This is a genomic window from Sorangium sp. So ce381 (assembly GCF_051473845.1).
In the GTDB taxonomy this organism is placed as follows: domain Bacteria; phylum Myxococcota_A; class Polyangia; order Polyangiales; family Polyangiaceae; genus Sorangium; species Sorangium atrum.
Genome location: NZ_CP150336.1, coordinates 11,921,648 through 11,946,250, shown reverse-complemented (window position 1 = coordinate 11,946,250; position 24,603 = coordinate 11,921,648). Strand labels below are relative to the sequence as shown.

The window sequence follows — 24,603 nt, the reverse complement described above, 5'->3', positions numbered from 1 at the left end:
GAAGAGAGGAGAACCCGATATGTTGGCGAAGACGAGCGCGGGCGGCATGTGCCTCGCGTTTCCTGACGTGTGCCTCACGCCGGCTCCGCCCGCGCCGGCCCCGATCCCCGTCCCCTACCCGAACATCGGCCTCGAGCCCACCAACGTGGCGTTCGTGCCGAACGTCCTGATGACGTGCACGCCTGCGCACAACATGGCGACGATGCCTGTCCTCACGAACGGCGATAACGCGGGGCTGGCGACCGGCGTCGCCTCTGGCACCGTCATGGGACCTGCGCGCACGGTGACAGCGGCGTTCACCGTGGTGGTCGGGGGGATGCCGCTGGCGCGGCTCACCAGCATGACCATCCAGAACAACACCAACGCGCCCGGCGCCAAGATCGTGCCGAGCGTGACCAACGTGATCGTCCTCGCGCCGTGAGCGCGCCAGCCGCGCGATCTGGGCCTCGGAAGGCGAGCTGCGCGCGCGGGCGCCCGGCTGGCTACGTGGCCCACAGCACGGCGGCGGACAGGGCGATCGCGAGCTGGACAGCGAGGATCACCAAGATCGCATGGACGGACGACGCGCGCTCGTGGGAGTCCGACCGGCCCCGGACGCGGCTCGACAGGGCGGCTGCGAGCGCGAGCCCGACGGGGAGCCCCGCCGCGATGCCCAGAGGAATCGGCGTGAAGCACCCATCCCACGACAGCAGCACGCTCGCGCCGCCGTTGTTCTCGAAGTCGCAGCGATCTCCCGCTGCGAGGAAATAGGCGGGCACGCCGAGCAAGAGGAAAACAGCGCAGAGGACGCCGCCGACGAGGAGCAGCGCGCGCCCGGTGTCCGCCGGCCGCGGCGCGGACGATCGCGCCACATGAGGGACGTTGCGGGCGATCGCGGCAAACGCATCGAGCATGCGCGCGGCGCAGCCGGGCCTGCAGTGCCTGTCCGTGAACGCCTGGAGATGCGCGCAGATCTCGCCTCGATCGTCGTCGAGTTCGATGCTCGAGAACCCCTCGGCCAGCAGCGCGCGGACGCTCGCGCGCAGCTCGGGCGAGCCGAGCACCCGCTGGACGACGTGGGGATCGCTCGGCGAGTGGATATAGACCTCGTGATCGAACGGTGGATCGCCCGTCTGGACCTCGGTCGAGACGAGGGCGGCCTTGGCAGCGCGGTGCTCGGGCGTCTCGGGCCGCAGCTCGATGGCCATCGGTCGGACGGCAGAGAGCGGCGCGCCGGCGGGGTCGCGATAGGCCGCCTGGGCGCCGTCCACGGGCCGTTGCGCGCCGGGCGCGTACGGCGACCTCAGCCGGATGAAGTCTTGTACCGAATACGTCACGCGGACCGGGGAGCCGCCGATGTTGAAGTGGAAGTCGACGGGCCACTCGGTCTCTTTGGGCGCGCCGGCGAGCTCGCGGAACTGACGCGCGAGCGCGGCCTCGGGATCACCGTTCATCTCATGGCTCCTCGCAAGGCGACCACACCACGCCCCGTCGCACCGGAGCGGACCGGGCAGCGCCGGGCCTGCGCCGCCTGCGCGCGCTCCGCCTGGACGCGCTCACGAGCGTTCGGGGTCATCGGGGGCCACCGGCGCTGTCTCGTCGATATCCTTCATGTTCGCGCCCGCGATCTTGGCTCTTCGCCGTGCTGCCCCGTGCAGGTTGGCGCGCGCGAGGTCAGCGCCGCGGAGATCGGTCAGGTCGAGCCGCGCATGCGCGAGCACCGCGGAGACGAGGCGGGCCTTGCGGAAGGAGGCCGCGCCCAGATCGGCGCGATCGAGCCGCGCCGACGTGAAATCGCCGCTGTCGGCCTTGGCTTCCCGCAGGTTGGCGTCGGCGAAGGAGGCCCCCACGAAGCGCGATCCCTCCATGTCGGCGCCTTCCAGGTTCGCCGCGGCGAGGGTCGCGCCATCGCCGCGGGCGCGCGCGAGCCGTGCTCGCCCGAGGTTCGCCCTGGAGAGCGAGGCGCCGCGGAGGTCCGCCTCCTCGAGCACCGCCTCGACGAGCTCCGCTCGATCGGCGCGCGCGTTCGTGAGGACGGCGCGGGACAGATCTGCGCCGCGGAGGTCCGCCTCGTCGAGCACCGCCTCGACGAGCGTGGCGCCCGCGAGGCGCGCGCCACGGAGCTTGGCGCCGCGCAGCGAGCACCGCGCGAGCGATCGCCCGCTGAAGTCGAGTCCCGACAGGTCGCCGCCCGACAGATCGTCTCCGTCGAGCGCCTGGCCTTGAGCGAGCTTCGCCTCTGCGCGCTTCCGCGCGTCCTGCCCGGCGAGCGGCGGAATCGATGCCATCGGCGCCATGGCCGAAGGCGGCTCGATCGCGGCCGGCGGCGTCACGTCCACGGGTGGCGCCAGCCCGGCCGGCGCTGGCGGCGCGACGTCGACCGGCGGCGCCACCCTCTCCGGCGGCGCCACCTCGGCCGGTGTCGGCAGCGCCGCCTCGATCTGCACGCCAATCGCCTCCGGCTTTGCCGCCTCCACCACCGGAATGGCCGCCGCCTGCTTCGAGGGCTCTCGCAGCACGAGCATCGACCCTGACGCTTCCGGCCAAGGAGCTGCGGCGGGATCCGGCTCCGGCTGCGGCGCCGGCTCCGCGACACCCGGCTCCGGAGGTCGAGAGCCCACCAGCGTGGGCGCCCCCTGCGAGGATCGAGGGTCGCCCGGGACGACGAGCGGAGGCGCGGGCACGGAGCTCCACGGCGCGCCCGGGATGGGTGCCTCCCCGCGCATCCCGCTCGTACCCGGCGCGGCCACCGGGAACCGCGCCCGCTCTGCCCCGAGCTCCGCGAGCCTGTCCTCGGGGATCGGCACCCGCTGGCCCAGCGGTAGAGTTGAGCCTCCGTTCACGAGGAGGGAGAAAGGAGCCTGCGGCGCGGCAGACACATCGCGGAACGGGAGCACGGGCGCTCCCACCTTCGAGAGAGCGCCGGTCTTCGCCAGCGCGGCGGGCGCCGCTCTCGACGAGGGGACGGGCGCGGCCGGCGTCGAGCTCCTGTGTGTCGCCGCAGGCTCCCCGAGGGGCGACGCGCCGTGCTCCGGCCAGGAGACGGTCACAGTGCGCGTCTCGACGCCTGCGAACAGGCGGATGCGCTGGAGGACGTCCTGGTTCTCGATCGCGAAGTTGCCCCGCCACACCAGCGAGGCGGTCTGTCGATCACCGTCGATGACGAGCGCGTCGGCCATCAGCGAGATCTCCTGCGGTCCGCTCACCCGCGCGGCATCGACGCGATAGCGGCGCACGCGAGCGCGCGCCGCGGGGAGGCGCGTCTGGACGCGCGCTCTCCCGGCGCTCAGGTGCTCCATGAGGATCCACTCATCGCCCTGAAGAAAGGGGATCTGCTGATCGAAGGGCGCCGGGCTGAAGGCGCGAAAGTCGAAATCATCGGGAAGGTGAAGCACCTTCGCGCGCTCGGCGAGGGCGGGGTCCGCGCCGGGCGAGCCGTGCTGTACCGAGGGCCCCGCCGCGCCGGGCTCGAGGCCGTTGAACAGCCGCTTCCGCAAGGGCCAGTGAGGCGCGATCGGTCCAAAGCACGCAGGCCGGTGAGGGTTCGCGGGATTGACCAGGTTCGGGCGCGCTCGACCGGAGCGCGCCGCTGGATCCAGCGCGTCGGCTAGCGTCCCATCGGCGGCCTCGGAGACGCCGACCGGGTTCCAGGGCAAGCTGGACCCGCCCGGCGCGCGCTCGTACACGAGCGGCATTGTCTGGAACGGTGCGGGCGCGCCGCTGCCCGGCGCCGGATCGCCGAAGACGTGGATCGTCTTGTCGAGCAGCGGTCCATCGCGGAAGAGCGCGAGCCTCGCGGAGAGCGCGGTCACCGGCACCGCGCCCGGCGCATGAGCGCGCCCGGTCAGCACGACGCCCGCGCCGGGGAGGTACGGCGCGATGTCGCTCGCCGCGCGCAGGCTCCGCGAGGGGTCATCGTCGTGAAAGCGGTCCTCGCGCTCGACGGGCTCGGGCGCCACGAGATCCGCGTCGCCGTCTGCGCCGAGCGCAAACGTCGCCTTCACGATGATCGTGACGCGCAGCACGCCGCCGATGCGCCACAGGACCGCGCCGCACGACACGGGATTCAAGGCGACGACGTCCACCGGCCAGAGCGAGCGCACGCGCCGATCCTACCCGCTCGTGGTCCGGCGCGGACAGGGAGACTTCGCCGTTGTGATGCGCGTGTCCATCGCCGCCAGCCGTCGCGCCGTCGCAGCACCGCGCTGCCCCGCGCCGCGCCCGCCCGGCCGTGAGGGGCTGGAGGCGCCGGCCGACATGGTCTATCGTCACGAATCCGCCCATCGGACGCCGCGAGGCGCCGAGAGCCGCTCCAACGTCTCGATGGCCGCCGAAGGGGAGGTTTTCACCATGCGGATCGCGCTGATATCCGACATCCACGGCAATGAAGTGGCGCTCAGGGCCGTGCTGGCCAGCATCCAGGCGACGGGCGTCGATCAGGTGATCTGCCTCGGCGACGTCGCGACGCTGGGACCGCGGCCTTCGGCCATCCTGGACATGCTGCAGGAGCTCGGGTGCCCCTGCATCCTCGGGAACCACGACGAGTTCATGCTGGATCCCGAGCTGATCCGCACCTACACCGAGGCCCCCATCGTGGTCGACGCGGTGGACTGGTGCCGTGATCGGCTGTCGAACGACGAGCTCGCCTTCCTGCGCACGTTCCAGGCGCGCCTCGAGATCCCGCTCGACGCCCAGTCGACGCTCCTCGTGTTCCACGGCTCGCCGCGGTCTCACATGGAGGATCTGCTCGCGAACACCCCGCCGGAGGAGCTCGATCGCCGCCTCGCGGGCCACGCTGCGACGGTGATGGCCGGGGGGCACACGCACCTCCAGATGCTCCGCCAGCACCGCGGCACGCTCCTCGTGAACCCGGGGAGCGTCGGGATGCCGTTCAAGGAGTACGCGAACGGCGGGCCGCCCACGCTGCTGCACCACGCCGAGTACGCGATCGTGGAGGCGCGCGGCGGAGCGGTCAACGTCAGCCTCCACCGAGTGCCGGTCGACAGGGACGCGCTCCGCGCGGCGGTGAAGGCCTGCGACAACCCCATGCGCGGCGCGCTGCTGCAACAATATGCCTGAGCGTGCGGCCCGAGGCGAGAGAGGGCCTCTGGGCCTCGAGGGGACGGCACGCGTCTTGTCAGGCACGTGCGAGGCAAGTACGCTGAGGGCTTTCGAGGGAGGGTTCTCGTTGAGCACCAGACCGCGCATCTTCATCGGCTCGTCGGTGGAAGGGCTCCGCGTCGCCGAGCACATCCAGCTCGGGATGGACTACGACGCGGACTGCACGGTCTGGTCGCAGGGCGTGTTCGGCCTCTCCGGGGGCACGCTGGAGAGCCTCTGCGGCGCGATCCGAGATTTCGACTTCGCCGTGCTGGTCCTCACACCCGACGATCTGGTTCAGAAGCGCAGCCAGACGATGAACAGCCCTCGCGACAACGTCCTGTTCGAGCTCGGGCTGTTCATGGGCGCACTGGGCCGGGAGCGCACCTTCATCGTGTACTGTCGGGACGAGCCGATTGGCCTCCCGAGCGACCTCGCCGGGGTCACGGCCGCCACGTTCGCGCGGCGCGCTGACGGAAACCTCCAAGCCGCGCTGGGCTCCGTGTGTACGCTGTTCAGGAACGCCGTCGGAAGACAGCACGGCCGCGCTGCAGCGCATGCGACAGGCCCCTCGACGCTCGCGTCGGAGGTCGCGGCGCTCAGAGTCGCGCTCGAAGCGCAGACCGAGAGCTTCCGGCAGGTGCTGGCAGCCGCAACGAACAGCGCGGCAGCGCCGGAGCCGGCAGGATCAAGGCCAGGCTCGGCAAGCATCGCGTTGCGACCACTGGAGGGTGTCTGGCGCGATATGAACTCTGGCACTGTCGTGTACGTGAAGCTCCACGGCGGCGATATCCGGCTCATCTATCGCTATCAGGGCGACGCCAACGGAACTGGAGAATACTATAATATCAAGCTGTTCGGCAATGCGCTGCTGGGGCGGTTTCGTTGGATGAAGATCCCGGCGATGGCGGGATACTTTTACCTGAAAATCGAATCGGAAGACTGTCTCTCGGGCGGCTGGTGCTTCGAGCACGAGGCACCGCCCGAAGGAATCGAGGCACTTCCACAGCACCTCGATGGGCTCGTGCCGATGGTCTGGCATCGCCAGCAGCCCGCGCCCCCCTTCCCTCCGTGGGCCGTCCACTATTTCGAGACGTTCGACGGAGAGTGACCCGCCCGACGGTCGCCGGCGGGCCCCACGGGGCAGCAGACCGGTTGAACCAGGCACCCCACGACGATCTCGAGCGTCGCCCGCTCGTTACGGTACCAGCGCCACGCCCCCGCACCGCGCTGGCGCAACCCGGCGGCCTCGAGCGCCCGTCGGGTGCGCGACGCGGCGGGTGAAGCGCGAGCAGAGCGCCCGGCGATATCCCGGTGGTGCTGGAGCCGCCGGCGGCGTGGACGGCCAGCGGGCTCCGAAGCCGCCCGGGTGCGCAGACACACGCCCCGAAGGCCGCCCGCGACGCCGCGCGCCGCGCCGTGGGATCGCGCGGCGTCGGCTAGGCCGAGGGGCCGGATCCGCGTGCGGCGAGGCGCGGCGATCTGGTAGCCTCGAGGGCGCGCCGGAGAGCGATGGAGCCCCGATGACGAAATACGAGCATATCAAGCTGTCCTATGAGGCCTCCAAGGCGGCGATCGGCCAGGTCGCCGAGGAGCTCTTGCAGTGGATATATGAGCTCCGCGACCACATGGCCTGGCCGAGGGACAAGTGGGCGCTCAACCGGATCGCCGGGGACGCCCACGCGAACGGGCTCTTGCAGCGGTTCGTCGTCGAGAATCAGCCCGGCGTCGGCGAGGTCTTGAAGTGCCAGCTGTCCCTCACCGTCGAGGACGAGCTGCCGTTCACCGTCGACTTCTTCGCGGTGGGCAGGACCGACAGGGGCCTCCTCGTCGTCCTCATCGGCGGAGAGCAGATCACCGTCAGCAAGTCCTCCCCCGACGCCTTCTTCGAGAAGGCCGTGGAGCACATCCGGCAGCAGGCGAGGCGCGTGGCGAAGACGCGCCGCGTCGGAGCCATCGCCGGCACGCCCCACCGCCCCGCCTAGGCGCAGCGCCCGCCTGGCCGCCCAGGCGCAGCACGCGCGTGACGCTCGGGCAGGCGCCGCCGCGCGACCGCCCGCGGGAAACGGCCCCCCGGCGCTTCAGCAACGAAATCCACCACACCAGAAACGAAAGCCTCACCCGGACGACGCCTACGTAAATTCACGGACCTCCGTCAGGAGACTCCTGGCCCAGCTCCTGCATAGCCATGACACCGGAGCGCCTGAGGGACGGTTTCCCCCCCCACACCGTCGGACGGGCGCTCTTTTTTTTATTTTGTGCGCGCCTCCGCCACGGCACCCGCGCGGGTGCCGTGGCGGCTCACCGCGAGGCACAGGGCACGCTTCTGTCACCGGAGAGGGCGTGCTGCGTCGGAGACGAGGCGCTTCGCTGCGCCGACGATGGCGGAAGCATCCAACCCCGCCGCATGCAGGAGCTCGGCTGGGGTGCCCGAGCCAGGCATCTCCCTCACGGCGAGGTGGACGACGCGCGCGACGACGGGCTCCTCGCCAGCCAGGGCTTCGAGCACGGCGTCGCCCAGGCCGCCCTCGGCCCAGTGATCCTCCACGATGACGGCGTTTCCAGCCGTGGCCTGCACCGCCGCGCGGATGCCGGCGGCGTCGATCGGCTTGACGCCATACGCGTCGAGGACTCGAGCGGAGAGCCCGCTCGCCTCGAGCTCTGCGTGGGCCTTCAGCGCTTCGTGGACGGTGATGCCGGCAGCGATGATCGTCACGCGATCGTGGGGTGTCTCGCGCAGCACCTTGCTCCCGCCGATGGGGAACGCTTCGGTCGCATCGTACAGGACAGGCGTCTTCTCGCGCGTCGTCCGGAGATAGACGATGCCCTTCTGGTCGGCCATGGCAGCGACCAACCGCGCGGTCTGATTGGCGCAGCACGGATAGAGCACGGTGCTCCCGTGGATGGCGCGCATCATGGCCAGATCCTCGAGCCCCATCTGCGACGGACCGTCCTCGCCGATGGATACGCCCGCGTGCGAGCCGCAGACGCGGACATTGGCCCTCGACACCGCGGCCATCCGAATGAAATCGTGGGCGCGCGTGAGAAAAGCCGCGAACGTCGACGCAAACGGCGACCAGCTCCGGACGCTCAGCCCGACGGCGGCGGCCACCATCTGCTGTTCGCTGATGAACATCTCGAAATAGCGGTCTGGATGGGCCTTCGCGAACTCCTGGGCAAAGGTCGAGTTGTTGACCTCGGCGTCCACGGCGACGATCTCCGCGCGCGCAGCGCCGAGCGCCTCGAGCGCGTCGCCGTACGCTTTCCGCGTCGCGACGGTCGAGGAGCGCTCGTAGCTCGGGAGCCTCAGCGGCTCGGCGGCGGGCCGCGGCGCAGGCTCACCCGGCGCAGGCGCCTCTGGCTCGATGACGATGTCGCGAATGCCTCCCAGCTCTTCGATCGCCTGCGCGCACTGCGCACGGTCGAGCGCCTTTCCGTGCCAGCCGTCCTTGTCCTCGACGAGGGACACGCCCTTTCCCTTCACCGTGCGCGCGACGATCAGGGCGGGCGCGTCCGAGGCGCGGAGGGCTTCGGCATAGGCGCCGGAGATGGCGGCTGGATCGTGGCCGTCGATCTCCAGGGCGCGCCAGCCGAACGCGCGGGCGCGCGCTGCATAGGCTGCGGAATCCCAGCCGAGGGGCGTCTGTCCGCGTTGCCCCAGGCGGTTCATGTCGAGGATGGCCGTGAGGTTGCCGAGCTTCGCGTGGCGCGCGTGGTCGAACGCCTCCCAGATGGAGCCCTCGGACATCTCGCTGTCGCCGAGCAACACCCAGACACGGTAGGGAGCCTTCTCGAGGTACTTCCCGGAGAGCGCGATCCCGACGCCGACGGGGAGCCCCTGACCCAGGGAGCCGGTCGCCACCTCGATCCAGGGGAGCGTCGGCACCGGGTGCCCCTGCAGCGGGCTCCCGAGGCGCCGATACGACAGGAGCTCCGCGTCGGAGATGACGCCCGCCGCCTTGAGCATCGCGTAGAGCAGCGGGGAGGCATGGCCCTTCGAGAAGATCACGTGATCGTTGTTCGGGTTCTCCGGATGGCTCAGATCCCAGCGGAGGTAGTCGCGGAGGAGCACCGCGATGAGATCGGCCGCCGACAGGCTGGAGGTCGGGTGCCCGGAGCCGGCCATCGTCGAGCAGCGGAGGCTATCGACGCGAAGCTGCTGAGCGAGCTCACGATGACCGTGAGCCTGCTCGGCGCTGCCCCGGTGTTGCCCCTCGCGCCCGCCGCGCGGTTCGTGCTCACGCCGCGGCGCTCCGTGGGGCGCCTGGGTCGATCGCTCGCCGGGCGGCGCGGGCGAGCGGTCCCTCTCGGCCCTCGGCGCTTGCTCTCGATCGTCCTGCGCAGGAGCTCCCCTGGGACGGCTCGGAGCGACGTCTTTCAGGGGGCTGCGTACGTGCTTTGGCCGTCTTTTCTCGGGTGTCTTGGGGGCCTCTTGCGCCATGGCTGCACCTGACGCTGCCGTCTTGATGCAAGCGGGGCGCCACCGCGCACGAAGCTCGTGTCTGGCTACGACGACGGCTGCCAAGTCGACCCGCATGGATGGCGCCGACGGGCCGTAGGATGTGGATGAACCTGGGCGGCGGCGCCGAGCTCTGCAGCTCATCGACAGGCACGCCGTGCTCGATCTGCGCGCGGATGCCCTCGAGCTCGGCGCGGTTCACCTCTTCGACGGCCCGGAGCACGATCGCGCAGGTTCCGACCAAGACGGGTGCGCGCGAGAGCGCGAGGACGGGACATGGTTACGCCTCGGCCCGGCGAGGGCGATTGAGGTAATGTTGATGCCGCATGCCGCCGTGACGAGCTCCAAGCCCATGTCTGCCACGGAGAAGGATCATGGATCGTTCCGTCTACATCACCAGCACTGGCGCGTTCTTGCCTGGCAAGCCGGTCCCGAACGAGGAGATGGAGCAGTACATCGGCGAGATCAACGACAGACGCTCCAGGCTCGGGCGCTTCGTCCTGCGGCAGAACGGCATCAAGACACGTCATTATGCGTTGACGCCGGACGGCGTGCACCTTCACAGCAGCGCGGACATGGCGGCTCGCGCGATCCGGGACGCGCTTTCGCGCAGCGAGATCGCCGCGGAGAGGCTCTCCTTCCTGGCGGCGGCCACCACCCAGGGCGACCTCCTCGTCCCCGGTTTTGCCAGCGCGGTCCACGGCGAGCTCGGCCTGCGACCCATGGAGATCGCGAGCTTTCAGAGCGTCTGTGCCAGCAGCATGATGGCGTTCAAGTCCGTTTACCTCCAGCTGAAGGCGGGCGAGCACGACTGCGGCGTGGCCTGCGCCGCCGAGTTCTCCAGTCGCTTCTTCCGACCTGGCTTCTATGCCGGTCGGGAGCAGGAAGGCGAGGACTCCTCCGCCTTGATGGAGACCGAGTTTCTCCGCTGGACCCTCTCCGACGGGGCCGGCGCCTGGCTCCTGGAGACCAGGCCGAACGAGGGGCGCCGCTCCCTGAGGGTGGAATGGATCGATCTCTGCTCCTACGCCGACCGCTTCGACCCCTGCATGTACGCCGGCACCTCCAGGAACCGGGCAGGTGAGAGGAAGCCCTGGAGTCACTACGACAGCCCTGCGCTCGCGGCAAAGCAGGGCGCCGTCGTCCTCAAGCAGGACTTCGATCTGCTTTACCGCATGTTCCCCGTGTGGGCGAAGCATTACCTCGAGCTCGTGGATCGGCGACGTCTGAGGCCCGGAGCCATCGACCACTTCCTCGCGCACTACTCGTCCCACTCTCTCCGCGGAGAGATGGTCAAGCTGCTCGCGAAGACCGGGGCGATGGTGCCCGAGGCTCGCTGGTTCACGAACCTCTATTCCCAGGGGAACACGGGGGCCGCATCCATTCTCCTCATGCTGCACCAGCTGATCGAGGAGCGGGATCTGCAGCCGGGCCAGCAGGTCCTCGGCTTCATCCCGGAGAGCGGCCGCTGCGTCATCGCCTTCATGCTGCTCACGGTCGTCTGACCCGCCGTCATCACCAGGGAGGTTCAGGATGCTTCCGGAACGTACGTCGCCTCGAGACGAAGATTCACCGCAGGCCGTCCTGCGCGGGCTGTCGTCCATCTGGCTGGATTTCGAGTCCCAGGTGCATCACATCCCGATCGTGCGGCGCGTGTTCGAGCGTCGCATCCGCCTGGCCGATTACCACGAGCTCCTGCTGAACCACCGGGCGCAGGTGATGAACGGGGCGCTCTGGATCGCGCGCGCCGCCTCCAACATCGGCCACGAGTTCGCCGAGCTGCGCTCGCGCTTCATCCGCCACGCGGCCGCGGAGCACCGCGATTACCTGATGCTGGAGGAAGACTACCTGAAGAGCGGCGGCGACCCGGCCGGGCTCGCGCGGCACGAGCTGAACATCGGCAGCGAGGCCCTGTCCGCCTGGATCTTCCATCGCGCCGATCAGCCGAACCCCTTCGATCTCCTCGGCGCCATGTACATCATCGAGGGCCTCGGCAAGCGGGTCGCGGCCCAGTGGGCCGAGCATGTGCAGTCCGCCCTTCGCCTGGAGGCGCAGGCGGTCAGCTTCTATCTCTATCACGCGAAGGCCGACGAAGATCACCTGGGCGAGCTGGAAGAGGCGCTCCGCTGTGGTATCTTGAACCTCCCGCGGATGGCGCCGAAAATCCTCAAGGCCGCCCGGGTCACCGCGCGACTCTACCGCCTCCAGCTCGAGGAGATCGGGAGCTACTGACATGGACTTTCAGGGCCTTTTCAGGAAGATGAAGCACGACCCCGGGGATCCCGATCCGTGGCTGGCGTTGTACCTGGACCGGTCCTTGCCGATCGACGAGGGGGCCAAAGCGGCCTTCCTGAAGAGCCAGCGCAGCACCACGCGCAGGGTCGTGATGCCGATCATCAGGCCGTTCGCCCGCCTGTCGATCTCCGGCATCAAGCTCATGAAGATTTTTGTCCCGGCGAGCTGGCAATCTCCGTGGTTGTTGCACCGGTCCATTTACTGGGGCCTGAGGCTCTTCGTCGCCCCGGAGGCCAATTACCTCATCCTGCGCCACTTCACCATCGGCACGGAGATCTTGAAGTTCATCGAGGACAACGTCCCGGGCATCGAACTCGAGACGACGACGCCGCTGAGGACCAGGAGGCTGGAGGACCTCCTGGACAACACGTTCACGGTCCACGATCTGACTTTCTACAACTTCATCATCGAGCTGAACGAGAAGCTTCGCGCAGAGGGGCGTGAGATCGAGCCCCGGAAAGAGATCGACTTCTCTGCCATCACAGATGACGACGCGAGCATCGGCGACCTCCCGAACACCTGGCTGAACGTCATCGACCTGCAGACCGCCATCGAGATCTACACGCCGCTCTATGCGCTGTTCCTGTCGGACCACCATTTCTGGCGAGCGAGCAATTCGCTGCAGCTCGACGAGATCATCGCGCTCTACGTCGGCAAGATCCTGAACGACCTGCTGCCTGTCGCCCTGGTGCACAACCATCATCCCATGGTGCCGAGCTCGACGCTCGAGGCCGGCTTCCGGTTGACGCTACATGGCCTCGACTCCGAGACCCTGCACGGACACCTGAGGAAGCTGAAGGCAGAAGCGAAGAGAGCGGCGGCCCAGGGAGCCGTCGCCGGATGACGCGATGAAGGGCCGCCGCCCAGACGGCCATCCATGCCGCCGGAGCACCCGTCGGGGCGGGTCGGCCGGCCACTCCGCAGGTGCACCCGCCGCCATCGTCGCCTTCTCCACCTGCGCCGCTCGACGTGCTGGAGCCGCCGCTGGATGCGGAGGCTCCAGCGCCGCTACCGGCGCCAGCGGCCACGCACCTGCAGCCGTCCGGCTGGTCGGGAGGGACGCATCCATCGGGGCAGCTCCCGGGATCGTCACCGTCGCACGCCTCGGGAGCCTCGATCTTGCCATCGCCGCATTGGCTCGTGCGCTCACACGACTGACCCAGGCAGGAGCAAGTCTCGGAGCAGCCCCGGAAGCTGCTCCACATGCACTCACCCATCGCTCGTTCACGATTGCCCCCGTCCTTGTTGCTCCCATCGAGATCGGGCACCCTCCCCGAGCCGGAGATACACTCTCCGCTCCCGTCAGGACCGTAGTCGGAGCCGTACCGGCCCCCGCCGGGCGCGCAGGGGTCCGGCTGCGTCAAGGCGCCGTGGTCGACCCAGCGATCCGCATACGAGAGGATGACGTCCTTGTTGACCGGCCACGCGGCCGCGAGCGCGGGCATGAGCCGCATGAGGAGCGCCGAGTATTTCGTCGGTTTGGCCGTGTTGTCTTGATACCATCCGCCAGGCTCGAAGCCGCCGTCGATGTACCCATAGGGGTCCCGGATCGTCCGGGTCGACTGGTCGGAGAAGTCGGCCCAGTACTCCTCCTCCGAACCGACGGGCTGCCCCCACAGGGCGGCGCCGTTCTTGCCGGCGTAATAGCTGGCCGTCTCGAAGAATCGGTCCGCGTCGACGGCCGAGAGGTCAGCCAGCATCGCCGGGTCGGCGAGCATCGTGGCCGCGAAGGCATAGGCGAAGAGCTTGCCGCCGCCGTTGCCGCCGCCGCCTCGGAACAGGCTGGCGCCCATCCTGTCGACGCCCCAGATGTCGATACCGTGCTGCACGTAGCCGACGAGCACGGGGAATTTGGCGGCGAGATCCTCTTCGGGCGTGCAGGGCGGCGCGCTGCACACATCGGCGAGATGCAGCCATGCGTAGACGTCGGTGTCGCGCGCCCAGATGTCCGTCGACCACGGCCTGCCGTCGGGGAGCGCGTCCTCCGGCGGCATGAGGTCGCACGTGACCGAATGGCTCGTGTAATCGAGGCGGAGGTGACGCGTCCAGGCCAGGGCCGTCTCCAGCGAGGGTGTGTCGGCGCACGCAGCCTGCAGGCGGGACAGGAGCTGCGTCTGCAGCGTGGAGGTCGAGAGCACGGGCTTGTTCGTGCCCACGAAAGGAGGACGAAAGGTCGTGCTCGGGTCAGCGGGCGGCGCGTCGATCACAGTGACCACCGCCGCGAAACGCCCGCATGACTTCTCACCGGCGCCATCGCAATCGCCCGACGGGTTGTCGGACACGTACTTCACGACGGAGCTGCCGGGCGGCGCGGCGTAAGGCAGGCTGATGGGCGGCGCATGGTCGTCGAGCCGGTCGTCCCACCGCTGCGGCCCGTCGGGGGAAGGGTTCACGTCCACACCGTGACGGCCGCCGGCCGCCTCGGGCGTGATGGTCTTGATGCTGGCGACGCCGTCCTCGCTGATCACGAAGTACTCGCCCGTCGCATACCGACCGCAGGCATAGGCCTTGTCGAAGCGGAACGTGATGTCATTGCTCGGCCCCGATGGCGCCTCGTAGCGCAGGCAGGGGCCGCTCGAATCGGACGTGATGGCGCTCGGGGTTCCTGAACAGCCGCAGTCCGCCCTGGCCTGTGCGTCAAGGAGGACAACCGCCGTCGAAGCGGCGAGCGCGACGGTCAACAGGTCGAGCTTCATCCTGTACACGACCTAACATGGGGCGCGCGTCCGAGGGATGCCGGCCAACCGGCTTGAGCTGTTTTGTGCGCGGCGCTGCCTCGGCGCCGCGCGGCTACCAGGTGACGGACGCGGCGGCGCGTCCCGGGGCGGTCACGGCGAGACGCAGGGCACGCTCGGCGCGGCGTCCGGCGAGAGGAGCGGCGGCAGCCAGCGCCGCAGCACCAGGGGCACCATGGCGTCGTGGGGCATCGGCTCCGTCGGGATGAGCGGCTCGAGCTCGCGGAGGACGCCAGGCGCCGCAGGGTGCGCGTCGACGCCGCGCTGGAAGGCGCGGCGGAAGTCGGCGATGGGGCGCTTGACCCAGGTCATCGTCTGCCACGACACGACGACGTGCGTTGTCGGGCGCGAGCGAGCGAGGGGGAGCGCGATGTCGACGTCCATGCACGTGTCGATCACGAGCGCGGCGTGCACGGGGGTCGACGCGCTCAAGGCCGCCGCGATGCCGCCCGCCTTGTTGCAGCCGCCGCCGGAGTGGCCCGCGACGACGACGCGCGCGCGGTCGACGGTCGCGACGCCGCGCAGCCGCGCGGCCGTGGCGTCGAGGAACGCGTCCAGATCGAAGGCGGGCCAGCTCGTCCGCGCGACGGCCACGGCCGCCGGGAGCACGGCGCTCGGCGCCGCGACGAGCATCGGCGGGATCCGGCCCGCCTCCATGAGCTGCGCCGCGATCCGGCGCACGTCGCCCTCCTGGCCGCCGCCCATCCAGCGGTGCTCGATCCGCGCCTCGTTGGTGCCGTGCAGGAACACGAGGATCGGCAGCGGCCGCGCGGGATCGGCGGCCGCCAGGCGGTGCACGAAGGCGCGACCCCGCCAGCGCCGCTCCGGCGGCACCGCGGGCGCGGCGTCCCCGGCCTGCGCTGCGCCCTGCTCGGCGGCGCCGCTCGCCGGCGCGGACGGGTGCTCGTAGTCGTACGTCGCGCCGTCGAGCTGCGCGGCCGCCGCCGTCGACGCCGCCGGCGCGGGGGCCGCCGGCGCAGGCTTCGGCTGCGCCCGCGCGGCGCCCGGAGAGGACGCGGCCGCGAGCCCCGCCGCGAGCGCGAAGGCGCGCGCCGCGGTCGCGAAGGCGCGCTTCGCCGGCGCGAAGGCGCGCATCGCCGGCGCTGGACCACGCGGCGCGCGCGCGCCCCCGCGGCCCCCGGCGGCCGTCACTGCGGCTCCTCGGCCGGCGCCGCGCGGCCAGCGCCGGGCGCCGGCGCCTGCGACGGGGCGGACGAGGCGCTCGCGTCCCGCGGGATCGTGCGCTTCCGCTCGAAGGCGCGGGTCGGGTCGACCACCTTCACGTCCCCGAGGCGGCTCAGCATCGGGCCGATCGCCTGGGCGTCGCCCACCACGACGATCGCAGCGTGCGCCGGTCGCACGTTGTCGTGCGCGACCTTGCCGGCGAAGGCCGGCGTGATGTCCCGGAGCTCCTTGCGGTAGCTCTCCTGGTGGTCGTCCGGCAGATCGAGCGCCTGCATGCCGGCGATCTCGTCCGCGAGCCCGGTGGCCGTCCCGAGGCCGAGGCCGAGGCCGGCCGTGAGCCGCCGCGCCGCGGCGTCGACCTCCTCCTGCGAGGGCGCCGCGGCCGCGAGCCGCTCCACGTGCTCGAGCATCGCCTGCGCGGCGAGGCCCGTGCGCGCCGCAGGGACGCGGACGTGGACCAGGAGCGGGACGGGCCCGTGGGCGACGTCGAGCGGCGCCGCGGACACCTCGCGCGCCGGCCCGCGCGGCTCGAGGAGCTCCTGCGAGAGGCGCCCGGAGGGGCCGCCGAGGACCTCGGCCGCGACCGCGATCGCGGGCCACTCCGGGGCGGTGCGCTCGGGGCCGAGCGCGCCGAGGAAGAGCTCGCTCTCCGCGCTCTTCGGGCGATCGACGATCGTGATCTTGAGCGACGCCGGGGCCACCGGATCGGTGAACGAGAGCGCCGGGGGCTCCTCGCCGCGGCGGTCGGTGAAGGCCTTCTCCACGGCCGCGCGCGCGGCCTCGGGCGTCGTGTCGCCCGCCACCACCACCACGGTGTTCTTCGGGACGTACCACGCCGCGTGGAACGCGCGGCAGTCGGCGGCGGTGATCTGCGGGAGCTCCGCCGCGGTCGCGCCGAACGAGGCGTACGGGTGCAGCTCGGTGGGGAGCGCGTAGAGGTCGCGGAAGAGGACCATCAGCGCTCCCCAGCGGCCGTCCGAGCGCGCGCTCTCCCTCGCCGCCTCGGCGGCCTGGACCTTCAGCCTGGCGAGCTCCGCGGCGTCGAGGCGCGGCCGCTGCACGACGAGCCCGAGCAGCAGGGCCGCCTCCGCGAGGCGATCGCTGGGCGCGCGCAGCCCGATCACGGTCGCGTCGAGGCCGGTGTCCACCCGCAGCGAGGCGCCGAGCGACTCGACGCGCGCGAGCACCTCGCGGCCGGGGAGGCCGCCCGCGCCCCCGCGCAGGAGGAGCTCGCCCGTGAGCGCGGCGAGCCCCGTGCGCTCGCCGTCGGCCGCGGAGCCGCCGCGGATGACCGCCCGGACCTCCACGAGCGGCAACGCGCGGCTCACCGCCGTGGCGACGCGAAGGCCGCTCGGGAGCTCGGCCCAGGCGATCGGGGGCATGCGCGCGGGCTTCGCGGGGCCGGACGGCGGCGGCTGCTCCCCGCGAGCGACTTCGGCCGGCGGCGCCGCCGGCGCAGACGTCGCCGGCGCGGGCCTCGCCGGCGCGCCCGCCTGCGCGTGCGGCTGCGGCGCGCGCCCGGCGCAGCCGCACGCCACGGCCGCCGCGAGCGCCGCGGTCCAGGAGAGCCAGGGGCGCGCTGTCCGCCGCCCGCGCAGGTCGCGTCGCTCGCTTCGCTCGTTCATCGGGTCACGCCTTCTCCGTCGCCCGCCTCTTCGCGTCACTTCTTCGTGTGTTTCGCCGGCTTCCTCGGCGCCTGATCCGGCGCGGGCCGGCTCGCCGCGCCGCGCGCCTTCGCCGGGCGCTTGCCCGGCGCGGCCTTGTGCGTCGCCTTGCCCGGCGCGGCCTTGCTCGCCCCCTTGCCCGACGCGGCCTTGCCAGGCGCCGCCTTCTCCGCGCCCTTGCCAGGCGTCGCCACCTCGGCGTCCTGCCGCGGCGCGCCGGTCGACGCGCGCGGAGGCGGGGCGGCTCCCGGCACTGCAGGGGGATAGGTCTCGACGATCGTCCGGCGCGTCGGGCCGAGGTGCTCGCGCGCGACGCGCTGCACGTCCTCCCGGGTCACCGCGAAGTAGCGCGCGAGCTCCCCGTTCAGGTGGGCGGCGTCCCCGAAGAGGAGCTCGTGCTCGCCGAGCGCCCGCGCCCGCGCGCTCGAGTCCGCGAGGCCCGACACGAACGCCGACTGGAGCAACCGGCGCGCCCTCGTCAGCTCGGCCTGCGAGGGTCCCGCCGTCGCGAGCGTCCGGATCTCGCCCTCGATCAGCTTCTCGACGTCGCCGACCTGGGCGTCCTCGGCGAGCCGCACGTCGATGGAGAAGAGATCGGGCCCGCGGTGCCCGTCGATCGCGACCTGCACCGACCGCGCGACGGCCTTGTTCCCGACCAGGAGCGCCTGGAGCCGCGAGCTCTCCCCGCGCCCGAGCAGCGAGGCCGCGAGCGCGAGCGCGTGGTGATCCGGGTGCTCGGGCGGCGGCGCGGCCCACCCGTAGAGGATGGACGGCGCGCGGGCGGCGCTGTCCCTCACGACGCCGGTGCGCTGGCTCGTCTGCTCGGGGAACGGCACGTCCTTGAAGGGCGCGGCCGTGACGGCGGGGATACCGTCGAAGTACTCGTGCACGAGCGCCATCGCCGCGCCCGCCTCGAAGCCGCCGGCGATCGCGAGCACCGCCGTGTTCGGGCCGTAATGGGCGGCGCGGAAGTCGCGGACCCACGAGAGCTCCGCGCCCGCGAGATCGTTCGCCTCGCCGAGCGCCGGGTGCTCGTGGGGCCAGTACCCCTGGAAGACGAGCTCGCTGAGCCGGATCGCGCCCTGGCCGTGGGCGGCGCCGAGGGTCGCGCCGCGCCGCTCGATCGCGTCCCTGCGCTGCGCCTCGAAGCCCTCTGCGCTCGGCGCGGGCGCCCTCATGCGATCGGCCTCGAGCCACAGCGCCAGCGCGAGCTCGTTCGCGGGCGCCACCGCCGTGTAGGTGGTGCGATCGACGTCCGCCTCGGCGTGGAGCTCGCCGCCGCGCTCGGCCACGAGGCGCTGGGGCTCGCCTGCGGGCAGGCTGCGGCTGCTCCGGGCCATCATGTCCATCACGAGGCGCGCCACGCCGCTCCTGCCGCTCGGCTCGTCGCGCGAGCCCACGTCGTACGTCACGGCCACCGCGACGGTGGGCGAGCTCTCGTCGGGGCTCAGCACCACGCGCAGCCCGTTCTTCAGCGTGACCCGCTCGACGGGCAACGCGAGATCGAGCGGCGCTTCCGCCGGAGCCGCCACGGCGCTCCTCGGCGTCCCCGCCGCGTGCGCCGCCTTGCCGATCGGCGCGCCTCCGCCGCGCAGCGCCTTGCCGGCCGGCGCGTGCGCCGCCTTGCCGGCCGGTACGCCCGCCGCCTTGCCGGACTGCGCGCCACCGCCGTGCGCGCGCCCACCGGCCGGCTTGCGATGCGCCCCGGCAGCGCCCGCCCGCTGCGCCGAGGCGCGCTGCGGGCGCGCTGCCGCCTGCGGGCGCGGGCCAGCCGGCCGCGCGGCGGCGATCGGCGCCGGCTCGCCGGACGGAGGCGCCGCTGCGGCGAGGTGGGGCGCGCCTGCGCAGAGCAGGCCGAGCGCCGCGAGCGCGGCCGTGAGGGCGCGGCGGGGCAGGGTTCGGCGCACGGTCGTGGACACCGCAGGGCGATAGCACGTCGCCGCCCGGGCGCGCGCGTCGAGGACGCGACGCGGCGCAGCGACCGCGCTTCACCCTGCCGGCCGACTCGCGTAGGCTCACGCCCCCCAGCTCACGACGTCACGAGCGCGCGCCGCGCGCCGCCCCGCGCCCAGAGAGAACCGCCGATGCCCGACGTTCAAAATTTGATCAAAGCCGTCATCGGAACGCTCGTCTTCGTCGCCGTCGGGCTGCTCGTCTTCCTCCTGGCGTTCGTGCTGATCACGAAGCTCACCCCCTTCTCCATCCGCAAGGAGATCGAGGAGGACCAGAACACGGCGCTCGCGATCGTGATCGGCTCGGTGATCCTGGGCCTCGCCTGGATCATCTCCGCGGCCATCCACGGCTGACGCGCGGGTCTCGGCGTTGGCCTCGGCCGGGCCCGACCTCCTCGGCGCGCTGCCGGCCGGGCCCCGCGGCGCGGCGCGCGGCGGCTTCATGTGGGGCCGCGGCGTCGACCTCGCGGTGTTCGGCGGCTCCGCGGCGGTCGCCCTCGCCCTCGCCGCGCTCTCGACGGGGGGCGCGCTCCCGGCCTGGGGCTTCCTGCTCTTCGTGGTCGGCGTCGACGTGGCCCACGTGCACACGACGCTCTTCCGCACGTACCTCGACCCGGAGGAGCTCCGCCGCCACCCCGCGCTCTACGCCGGCGTTCCGCTCGCCTGTTACGCCGCCGGCGTCGCGCTCCACCTCGCCTCCGAGCTCGCCTTTTGGCGCGCGCTCGCCTACGTGGCCGTGATCCACTTCGTCCGCCAGCAGGTCGGGTGGGTCGCGATCTACCGCGCGCTCGCGGGCGAGCGCTCGCGCGTCGATCGCCTCCTCGACGACGCGCTCGTCTACGCGGCGACGGGGTGGCCGCTCCTTTACTGGCACGCGCACGCCCACCCGCCGCGCGCGTTCCAGTGGTTCGTGGACGGCGATTTCGTGAGCGCGCCCTGGCTCGCGGCCGCGGTGGGCCCGCTCGGCGCGGTGTACGCCGCGCTCGCCGTCGCGTACGTCGCCCGCGCGATCCAGCGGGCCTGCGTCGACCGCGCGCCGCTCAACCTCGGCAAGCACGTCGTCGTCGCGACGACCGCGGCGACCTGGTACGTCGGCATCGTCGCGACCGACAGCGACTTCCAGTTCACGGTGACCAACGTGATCGTCCACGGGGTCCCGTACATGGCGCTCGTCTTCGCGTACGCCCGGGAGCGGGCCCGCGAGGCGCCGCGCTCGCTGCTCGCGCGGGTCCTCGCCTCCGGGCTCCTCGCCTTCCTCGGGATCGCGCTGGCGCTCGCGTTCGTCGAGGAGATGCTCTGGGACCGGCTCGTCTGGCACGACCGGCCGGAGCTCTTCGGCGGCGCGCGGACAGGGGACGAGCCGCTCCTCGGGCCGCGCGCGCGGGCGCTGCTCGTGCCGCTGCTCGCGCTGCCGCAGGCGACCCATTACATGCTCGACGCGGTGGTCTGGCGCCGTCGCCACACCGGCCCAGCCCAGGCGCGCGCGCTCGGGTTCCGGCCCGGAACGCCGGAGGGCGAGCGGGGCGAGAGCGGAGAGGCTTGACCCACGGCGCAACTCCCGTAACCCTCGGCGCTTCGCATGGCTTCGCTCGCGGTGCCCGTGCTCCCGCCACGCCCCTCGCCCCCTGCTCGGCGCGGAGCGGCGCCGCCCCCGCGTAGCCCGGAACCATGTCCGGAGAAGATCCGACGATGCTGAGGGCATGCAATGCGTGCGCGGTGTTCGCCTGCTATCGCTCCTGCATGCTTGCGCAGTCTGGAAGAGGTAACAGCGATGAGTGAACCCTTGCCAACCGACGGGCTCAACGGGCCGCGCGTGACGCCGATTCCCCCGAACCCGCGCGCCCCCGTCCTCCTGGTCGACGACGACGCCGAGCTCCGCGAGATGCTCCGCGAGATGCTCGAGTCGTCGGGCTACGATGTCTACTGCGCCAGCAACGGCAGGGAGGCGCTCGATCTCCTGCACCAGGCGGACCCGCCGCCCGGGCTCATCCTGCTCGATCTCATGATGCCGATCATGACCGGCGAGGAGATGCTCGCCGCGCTGAAGCAGGTGCACGCGCTCGCGGCGATCCCGGTGACCATCGTCTCCGGCCACGACGGCCCCCCCGAGGGCACGGCCTACCTGAAGAAGCCCGTCGACTTCAGCGCGCTGCTCGGCGTGGTCCAGAAGACCTGCGGCTAGCCCCGCCGGCCGAGCGCGGCCAGAGCGTCGACCGGAGCGCCGGCCGGAGCGCCGACCAGAGCGCCGACCTGGACCGGCGACGGCGATCGCTGGCTCATCGCCGCGAACGCGAGGAGCGCCACGACGGTCAGCAGGAGAGCGAGCGCGAACGCCGCGGCGAGGAACAGGATGGCGAGCGACGCGCGCTCGCTCCCGGCTTCGCCCGCGCCCTGGTCCGGGTCCTCGTCGCGTCGCTCTGGCTCATCCACGCTCCGCCCTCCGCTCGCCGGCTGTGCTTACCGCCTCGCGCCGGACGGCGCAACGGACGCGGCAACGACCTCCGTGTCCGCCGCGTTCACCGGGCGCGGCGGCGTCCCCGGCGGACGCGCCCGTCCGGACATTGTCTGTCCGGAAGGACCATCGCCGTCCGCCTCCAACGGCTGTAGGTTCGCCTCCTCGGAGGGCGTGAGAATGGCAGAAGGCCGCACCAGCGACGCTGCGGAGAAGAGCGGACAGGCGAGCTCCGATCGCCTGTGGATCCTTGTCAACACAAGTCTTCGTGAGTCTGCGCCAGAGCGCGTAAGTGGCCGCCCCCCGCGGGAAACCATGGTGATACGTGATGGCGATACCCTCCTCGTCAGCGTCGATGTCGGCCGGGGCCGCGGCTCGGCGCTCACCGTGCCATTCAACAGGGTAGAGCTCGGTCGCCTGGAGGCGACGCTGGTGGTGCGGCTCGCGGCCACCTCCGCCCCGTGCGCCGCCTGCGTCGACGAGAGCCTGGCCAGGGCGGCTCAGGAGCCCGGGGGGCTCGACACGGAGCGCGTGTTCTGCGCGGTGCGCGCCGCGATCGCCGGCTGCGCGCAGCGCGCGCACGGCGATCGCGGCGCGGCCGACGCCGGCGGGCCTCCGCCGGAGAGCTCGGGGCCGCGGCCCTTGGGCGCGCTCCGGCTGGCGCCGATCAACGCGCCTCACGTGCCGGCGGGGGCGGGGGGCGCGACGGGAAAGGAGAGCGAGCTCGAGCTCCTGCTGATCATCTGAGTCGAGACTTCGCTCTTCCCGGGGGGCGCGCATCTCGGCTCTCGATCCGGCGTCGCGGCGCGCAATCCGGCTCAGCGTCCCGGCTCACCGAGCCTCCCGTACCGTCGCATCGCCTCGCGGAGCCGGTCGAGCGGGATGGCGTGGGCGACGTGGTCGTCCTGTCCGAACGTCGTCGTCGCCACGGTCATCGCGTTGAGGATGGCCTCTTCCACCGCCTCTTCGGCGCCCTGGAACATCGGGTTCAGGCGCGCGTCGTCCACCTCACGGAGATCCCGAGTCAGCCCGCCGGGCGCGGCCGGCACCCGGTTGCCCGTCGCGAAGGCCAGGAACAGGTCGCCGCTGCCGTCGCGCGATATCGTCCCTGTGCGCCCCACCGCGAGCGCGATGCGCCGAGCCACCCGCTCGAGCTGCCGCGCGGACAGGGGCGCGTCGGTCGCGACGACGGCGAGCAGCGAGCCCTCGCCGTGGACAGCCGGCACCGGCAGGAGATCGCGGATCTCCTGCCCTACCGGCACGCCGTCGACCCGGAGCTCGCCGCGCGCCCCGAAGTTCGCCTGCACGATGGCGCCCACCGTGAACCCGCCCGCGGCCTCCGGCAGGACGCGCGACGCCGTCCCGATACCGCACTTGAAGTCGTAGCAGATCATCCCCGTCCCGCCGCCGACCGCCCCTTCGTCGACAGGGCCATCCGCGGCGCGCTCCGCCGCCTCGAGGACGTCCTCGGCCGACACGTGCAGACCGCGGATGTCGTTCAGCGCGCTGTCGTCGCACTCTCCGACGATCGGTGTCACCGTGGGCTCGTCCACGCCGATGCCCGGATAGCGCCGGAGCATGTACTGGATCGCCCCATCGAGCGCGCGGCCCACGGCGAGGGTGTTGGTGAAGACGATGGGTGTCTCGAGGACCCCGAACTCCATCACATAATGGAGGCCGGTCATCTCTCCGTTCCCGTTCAGGACGAAGCTCGCGGCGGGGACCTTGTTGTGCCAGAAATCATCGGACGTCGGCAGGATGACGGTCACGCCCGTGCGCACCGGCCCCTTGCCCGGGTCGAGCCGGCCGGCGCCGCGGTGGTGGGTCACGTGCCCGACGCGCACGCCGTGGACATCGGTGATCGCGTTCAGCTTCCCGGTGGGCAGGCGGCCGATCACGATGCCGAGATCCCGCGCGCGCCGGCGCGCCTCGCCGGCGGGCGCCGCGGACAGCGCACCGGCGCTCGATGCAGGAGGGAGAGGCCGAGCCCGAGGGCCGGCGCACGCGAGGAGCGAGGGCAGCAGGAGCGCCGCGGCGAGCGCGGCGCCGGAGCGGAGGCGTGGACAACGCATCGGCGGGAGGATAGCTGACGGCGGTGCCCTGGAGCTCCGCAAAAGACCCCAGCACCCCCCGAATGCCCCACAACCGACCTTCACGCAACAGCCAGCGTGCGGGAGGATCTGGCGGGGAATTGCCGCGCATCCCGCTCGCCGGTGCGCTCCATCTCCCGGAGCCATGCCGCGCGTTGCTCCGGGGTCCGCGTCTTCTGATCGAAGAAGGTGGTCTCGCGGACGGGCCCAAAGCCGACGAAGCGCAATGTCGCGTTGATGAACGAGGTGTGGACGGAGCGCCAGTGCCAGAATCGGTACCACCAGCCCGGGCTATCCATCGTGGTCACGACGCGCGCGCTGCGGCCGGCGAGCAGCCCCTCGGGCAGCGCGCTCCGCTTTCGATAGGCGAACGACCATCCTGGCAAGAAGGTGCGATCGATGAAGCCCTTGACCAGCGCGGGCGGCCCTGCCCACCAGGTGGGAAAGAACCAGGCCACGTGGCTCGCGCGCTCGATGGTGGCCTGGGCCTGGCGGAGATCGGGCTCGAGCTCCTGCTGACCGCTGAAGCCAGCGCGCAAGTGCGGATCGAAGGTGAGCGAGCGCAGGGCCAGGAGCTCGACGCGGGCTCCGCCTCGTTCGAGGCCGCTGGCGTAGGCCCGAGCGAGCGCGTCGCTCAGGCTGTCGGGGGCTGGGTGACCTTGGATGACGAGGTGCATGCGTTGATCTTGCCC

20 protein-coding genes are annotated in these 24,603 nt (G+C 71.9%); 11 read left to right on the top strand and 9 right to left on the bottom strand.

Annotation, left to right across the window (positions count from 1 at the left end):
- Window positions 1-19: 19 nt before the first annotated feature.
- On the top strand, window positions 20-421 hold the full coding sequence (locus WMF29_RS44790; protein WP_437326155.1) for a DUF4150 domain-containing protein: 402 nt from the start codon (window positions 20-22) through the stop codon (window positions 419-421).
- A 61-nt stretch (window positions 422-482) separates the two neighbouring features.
- Here the strand turns inward: WMF29_RS44790 and WMF29_RS44785 are convergent, their stop codons facing one another.
- Together WMF29_RS44785 and WMF29_RS44780 are read right to left on the bottom strand one after the other, a co-directional pair.
- Window positions 483-1,433 carry a hypothetical protein gene (locus WMF29_RS44785; protein WP_437326154.1) on the bottom strand — a complete coding sequence of 317 codons (951 nt, stop codon included), beginning with the start codon at window positions 1,431-1,433 and terminating at the stop codon, window positions 483-485.
- Between the two features lie 102 nt (window positions 1,434-1,535).
- Complete coding sequence (locus WMF29_RS44780) at window positions 1,536-4,082, bottom strand: DUF2169 domain-containing protein (RefSeq protein WP_437326153.1); 2,547 nt, start codon at window positions 4,080-4,082, stop codon at window positions 1,536-1,538.
- A 247-nt stretch (window positions 4,083-4,329) separates the two neighbouring features.
- Between WMF29_RS44780 and WMF29_RS44775 the strand changes: the two genes are divergently transcribed.
- The 3 genes from WMF29_RS44775 to WMF29_RS44765 all read left to right on the top strand — a co-directional run bounded on the left by WMF29_RS44775 (window position 4,330) and on the right by WMF29_RS44765 (window position 7,064).
- Window positions 4,330-5,058 (top strand): metallophosphoesterase family protein, encoded by a 729-nt coding sequence (locus tag WMF29_RS44775; RefSeq protein ID WP_437326152.1) that lies wholly within the window; start codon window positions 4,330-4,332, stop codon window positions 5,056-5,058.
- 109 nt (window positions 5,059-5,167) lie between these two features.
- The gene (locus tag WMF29_RS44770; RefSeq protein WP_437326151.1) at window positions 5,168-6,190 is read left to right on the top strand and encodes a TIR domain-containing protein; all 1,023 of its coding nucleotides are present in this window, start codon (window positions 5,168-5,170) and stop codon (window positions 6,188-6,190) included.
- A gap of 412 nt (window positions 6,191-6,602) precedes the next feature.
- A complete protein-coding gene (locus tag WMF29_RS44765) occupies window positions 6,603-7,064 on the top strand; it encodes a hypothetical protein (protein WP_437326150.1) in 462 nt (153 codons plus the stop codon).
- 344 nt (window positions 7,065-7,408) lie between these two features.
- On the opposite strand, the gene WMF29_RS44760 is transcribed toward WMF29_RS44765, so the two are convergent.
- Window positions 7,409-9,520, bottom strand: coding sequence for a transketolase (locus WMF29_RS44760; RefSeq protein WP_437326149.1), 2,112 nt, complete (start codon window positions 9,518-9,520; stop codon window positions 7,409-7,411).
- 392 nt (window positions 9,521-9,912) lie between these two features.
- On the opposite strand from WMF29_RS44760, the gene WMF29_RS44755 reads away from it, so the two are divergent.
- From WMF29_RS44755 to WMF29_RS44745, 3 genes are read left to right on the top strand one after another with little or no spacing between them, the layout of a single operon-like run.
- Window positions 9,913-11,043: a beta-ketoacyl-ACP synthase III gene (locus WMF29_RS44755; protein ID WP_437326148.1), complete on the top strand. Its 1,131-nt coding sequence runs from the start codon at window positions 9,913-9,915 to the stop codon at window positions 11,041-11,043.
- A 28-nt stretch (window positions 11,044-11,071) separates the two neighbouring features.
- Entirely contained in the window at window positions 11,072-11,770 is a 699-nt protein-coding gene (locus WMF29_RS44750) for an iron-containing redox enzyme family protein (protein WP_437326147.1), read from the top strand.
- 1 nt (window position 11,771) lies between these two features.
- Complete coding sequence (locus WMF29_RS44745; protein WP_437326146.1) at window positions 11,772-12,677, top strand: DUF6999 family protein; 906 nt, start codon at window positions 11,772-11,774, stop codon at window positions 12,675-12,677.
- Window positions 12,678-14,661: 1,984 nt separating this feature from the next.
- On the opposite strand, the gene WMF29_RS44740 is transcribed toward WMF29_RS44745, so the two are convergent.
- From WMF29_RS44740 to WMF29_RS44730, 3 genes are read right to left on the bottom strand one after another with little or no spacing between them, the layout of a single operon-like run.
- Entirely contained in the window at window positions 14,662-15,720 is a 1,059-nt protein-coding gene (locus tag WMF29_RS44740) for a hypothetical protein (protein ID WP_437326145.1), read from the bottom strand.
- On the bottom strand, window positions 15,717-17,378 hold the full coding sequence (locus tag WMF29_RS44735; protein WP_437326144.1) for a M16 family metallopeptidase: 1,662 nt from the start codon (window positions 17,376-17,378) through the stop codon (window positions 15,717-15,719). Before WMF29_RS44735 ends, WMF29_RS44740 begins: the two co-directional genes overlap by 4 nt.
- 35 nt (window positions 17,379-17,413) lie before the next feature.
- On the bottom strand, window positions 17,414-19,336 hold the full coding sequence (locus WMF29_RS44730; protein ID WP_437326143.1) for an insulinase family protein: 1,923 nt from the start codon (window positions 19,334-19,336) through the stop codon (window positions 17,414-17,416).
- Between the two features lie 165 nt (window positions 19,337-19,501).
- On the opposite strand from WMF29_RS44730, the gene WMF29_RS44725 reads away from it, so the two are divergent.
- From WMF29_RS44725 to WMF29_RS44715, 3 genes are all read left to right on the top strand, one after another.
- Window positions 19,502-19,723 (top strand): DUF350 domain-containing protein, encoded by a 222-nt coding sequence (locus WMF29_RS44725; RefSeq protein ID WP_272096160.1) that lies wholly within the window; start codon window positions 19,502-19,504, stop codon window positions 19,721-19,723.
- A gap of 16 nt (window positions 19,724-19,739) precedes the next feature.
- A complete protein-coding gene (locus tag WMF29_RS44720) occupies window positions 19,740-20,912 on the top strand; it encodes a hypothetical protein (protein WP_437326142.1) in 1,173 nt (390 codons plus the stop codon).
- A 228-nt stretch (window positions 20,913-21,140) separates the two neighbouring features.
- A complete protein-coding gene (locus WMF29_RS44715; RefSeq protein WP_272096158.1) occupies window positions 21,141-21,551 on the top strand; it encodes a response regulator in 411 nt (136 codons plus the stop codon).
- Here WMF29_RS44715 and WMF29_RS44710 read toward each other — a convergent pair.
- Complete coding sequence (locus WMF29_RS44710; protein WP_437326141.1) at window positions 21,548-21,799, bottom strand: hypothetical protein; 252 nt, start codon at window positions 21,797-21,799, stop codon at window positions 21,548-21,550. The two genes, WMF29_RS44715 and WMF29_RS44710, sit on opposite strands and share 4 nt — an antisense overlap.
- A 337-nt stretch (window positions 21,800-22,136) precedes the next feature.
- Here WMF29_RS44710 and WMF29_RS44705 point away from each other — a divergent pair, with 337 nt between their 5' ends.
- Complete coding sequence (locus WMF29_RS44705; RefSeq protein ID WP_437326140.1) at window positions 22,137-22,568, top strand: hypothetical protein; 432 nt, start codon at window positions 22,137-22,139, stop codon at window positions 22,566-22,568.
- Between the two features lie 71 nt (window positions 22,569-22,639).
- Here WMF29_RS44705 and WMF29_RS44700 read toward each other — a convergent pair whose 3' ends face one another.
- On the bottom strand, window positions 22,640-23,893 hold the full coding sequence (locus WMF29_RS44700) for a P1 family peptidase (RefSeq protein WP_437326139.1): 1,254 nt from the start codon (window positions 23,891-23,893) through the stop codon (window positions 22,640-22,642).
- 80 nt (window positions 23,894-23,973) lie between these two features.
- On the bottom strand, window positions 23,974-24,588 hold the full coding sequence (locus WMF29_RS44695) for an NAD(P)H-dependent oxidoreductase (RefSeq protein WP_437326138.1): 615 nt from the start codon (window positions 24,586-24,588) through the stop codon (window positions 23,974-23,976).
- Window positions 24,589-24,603 lie beyond the last annotated feature (15 nt).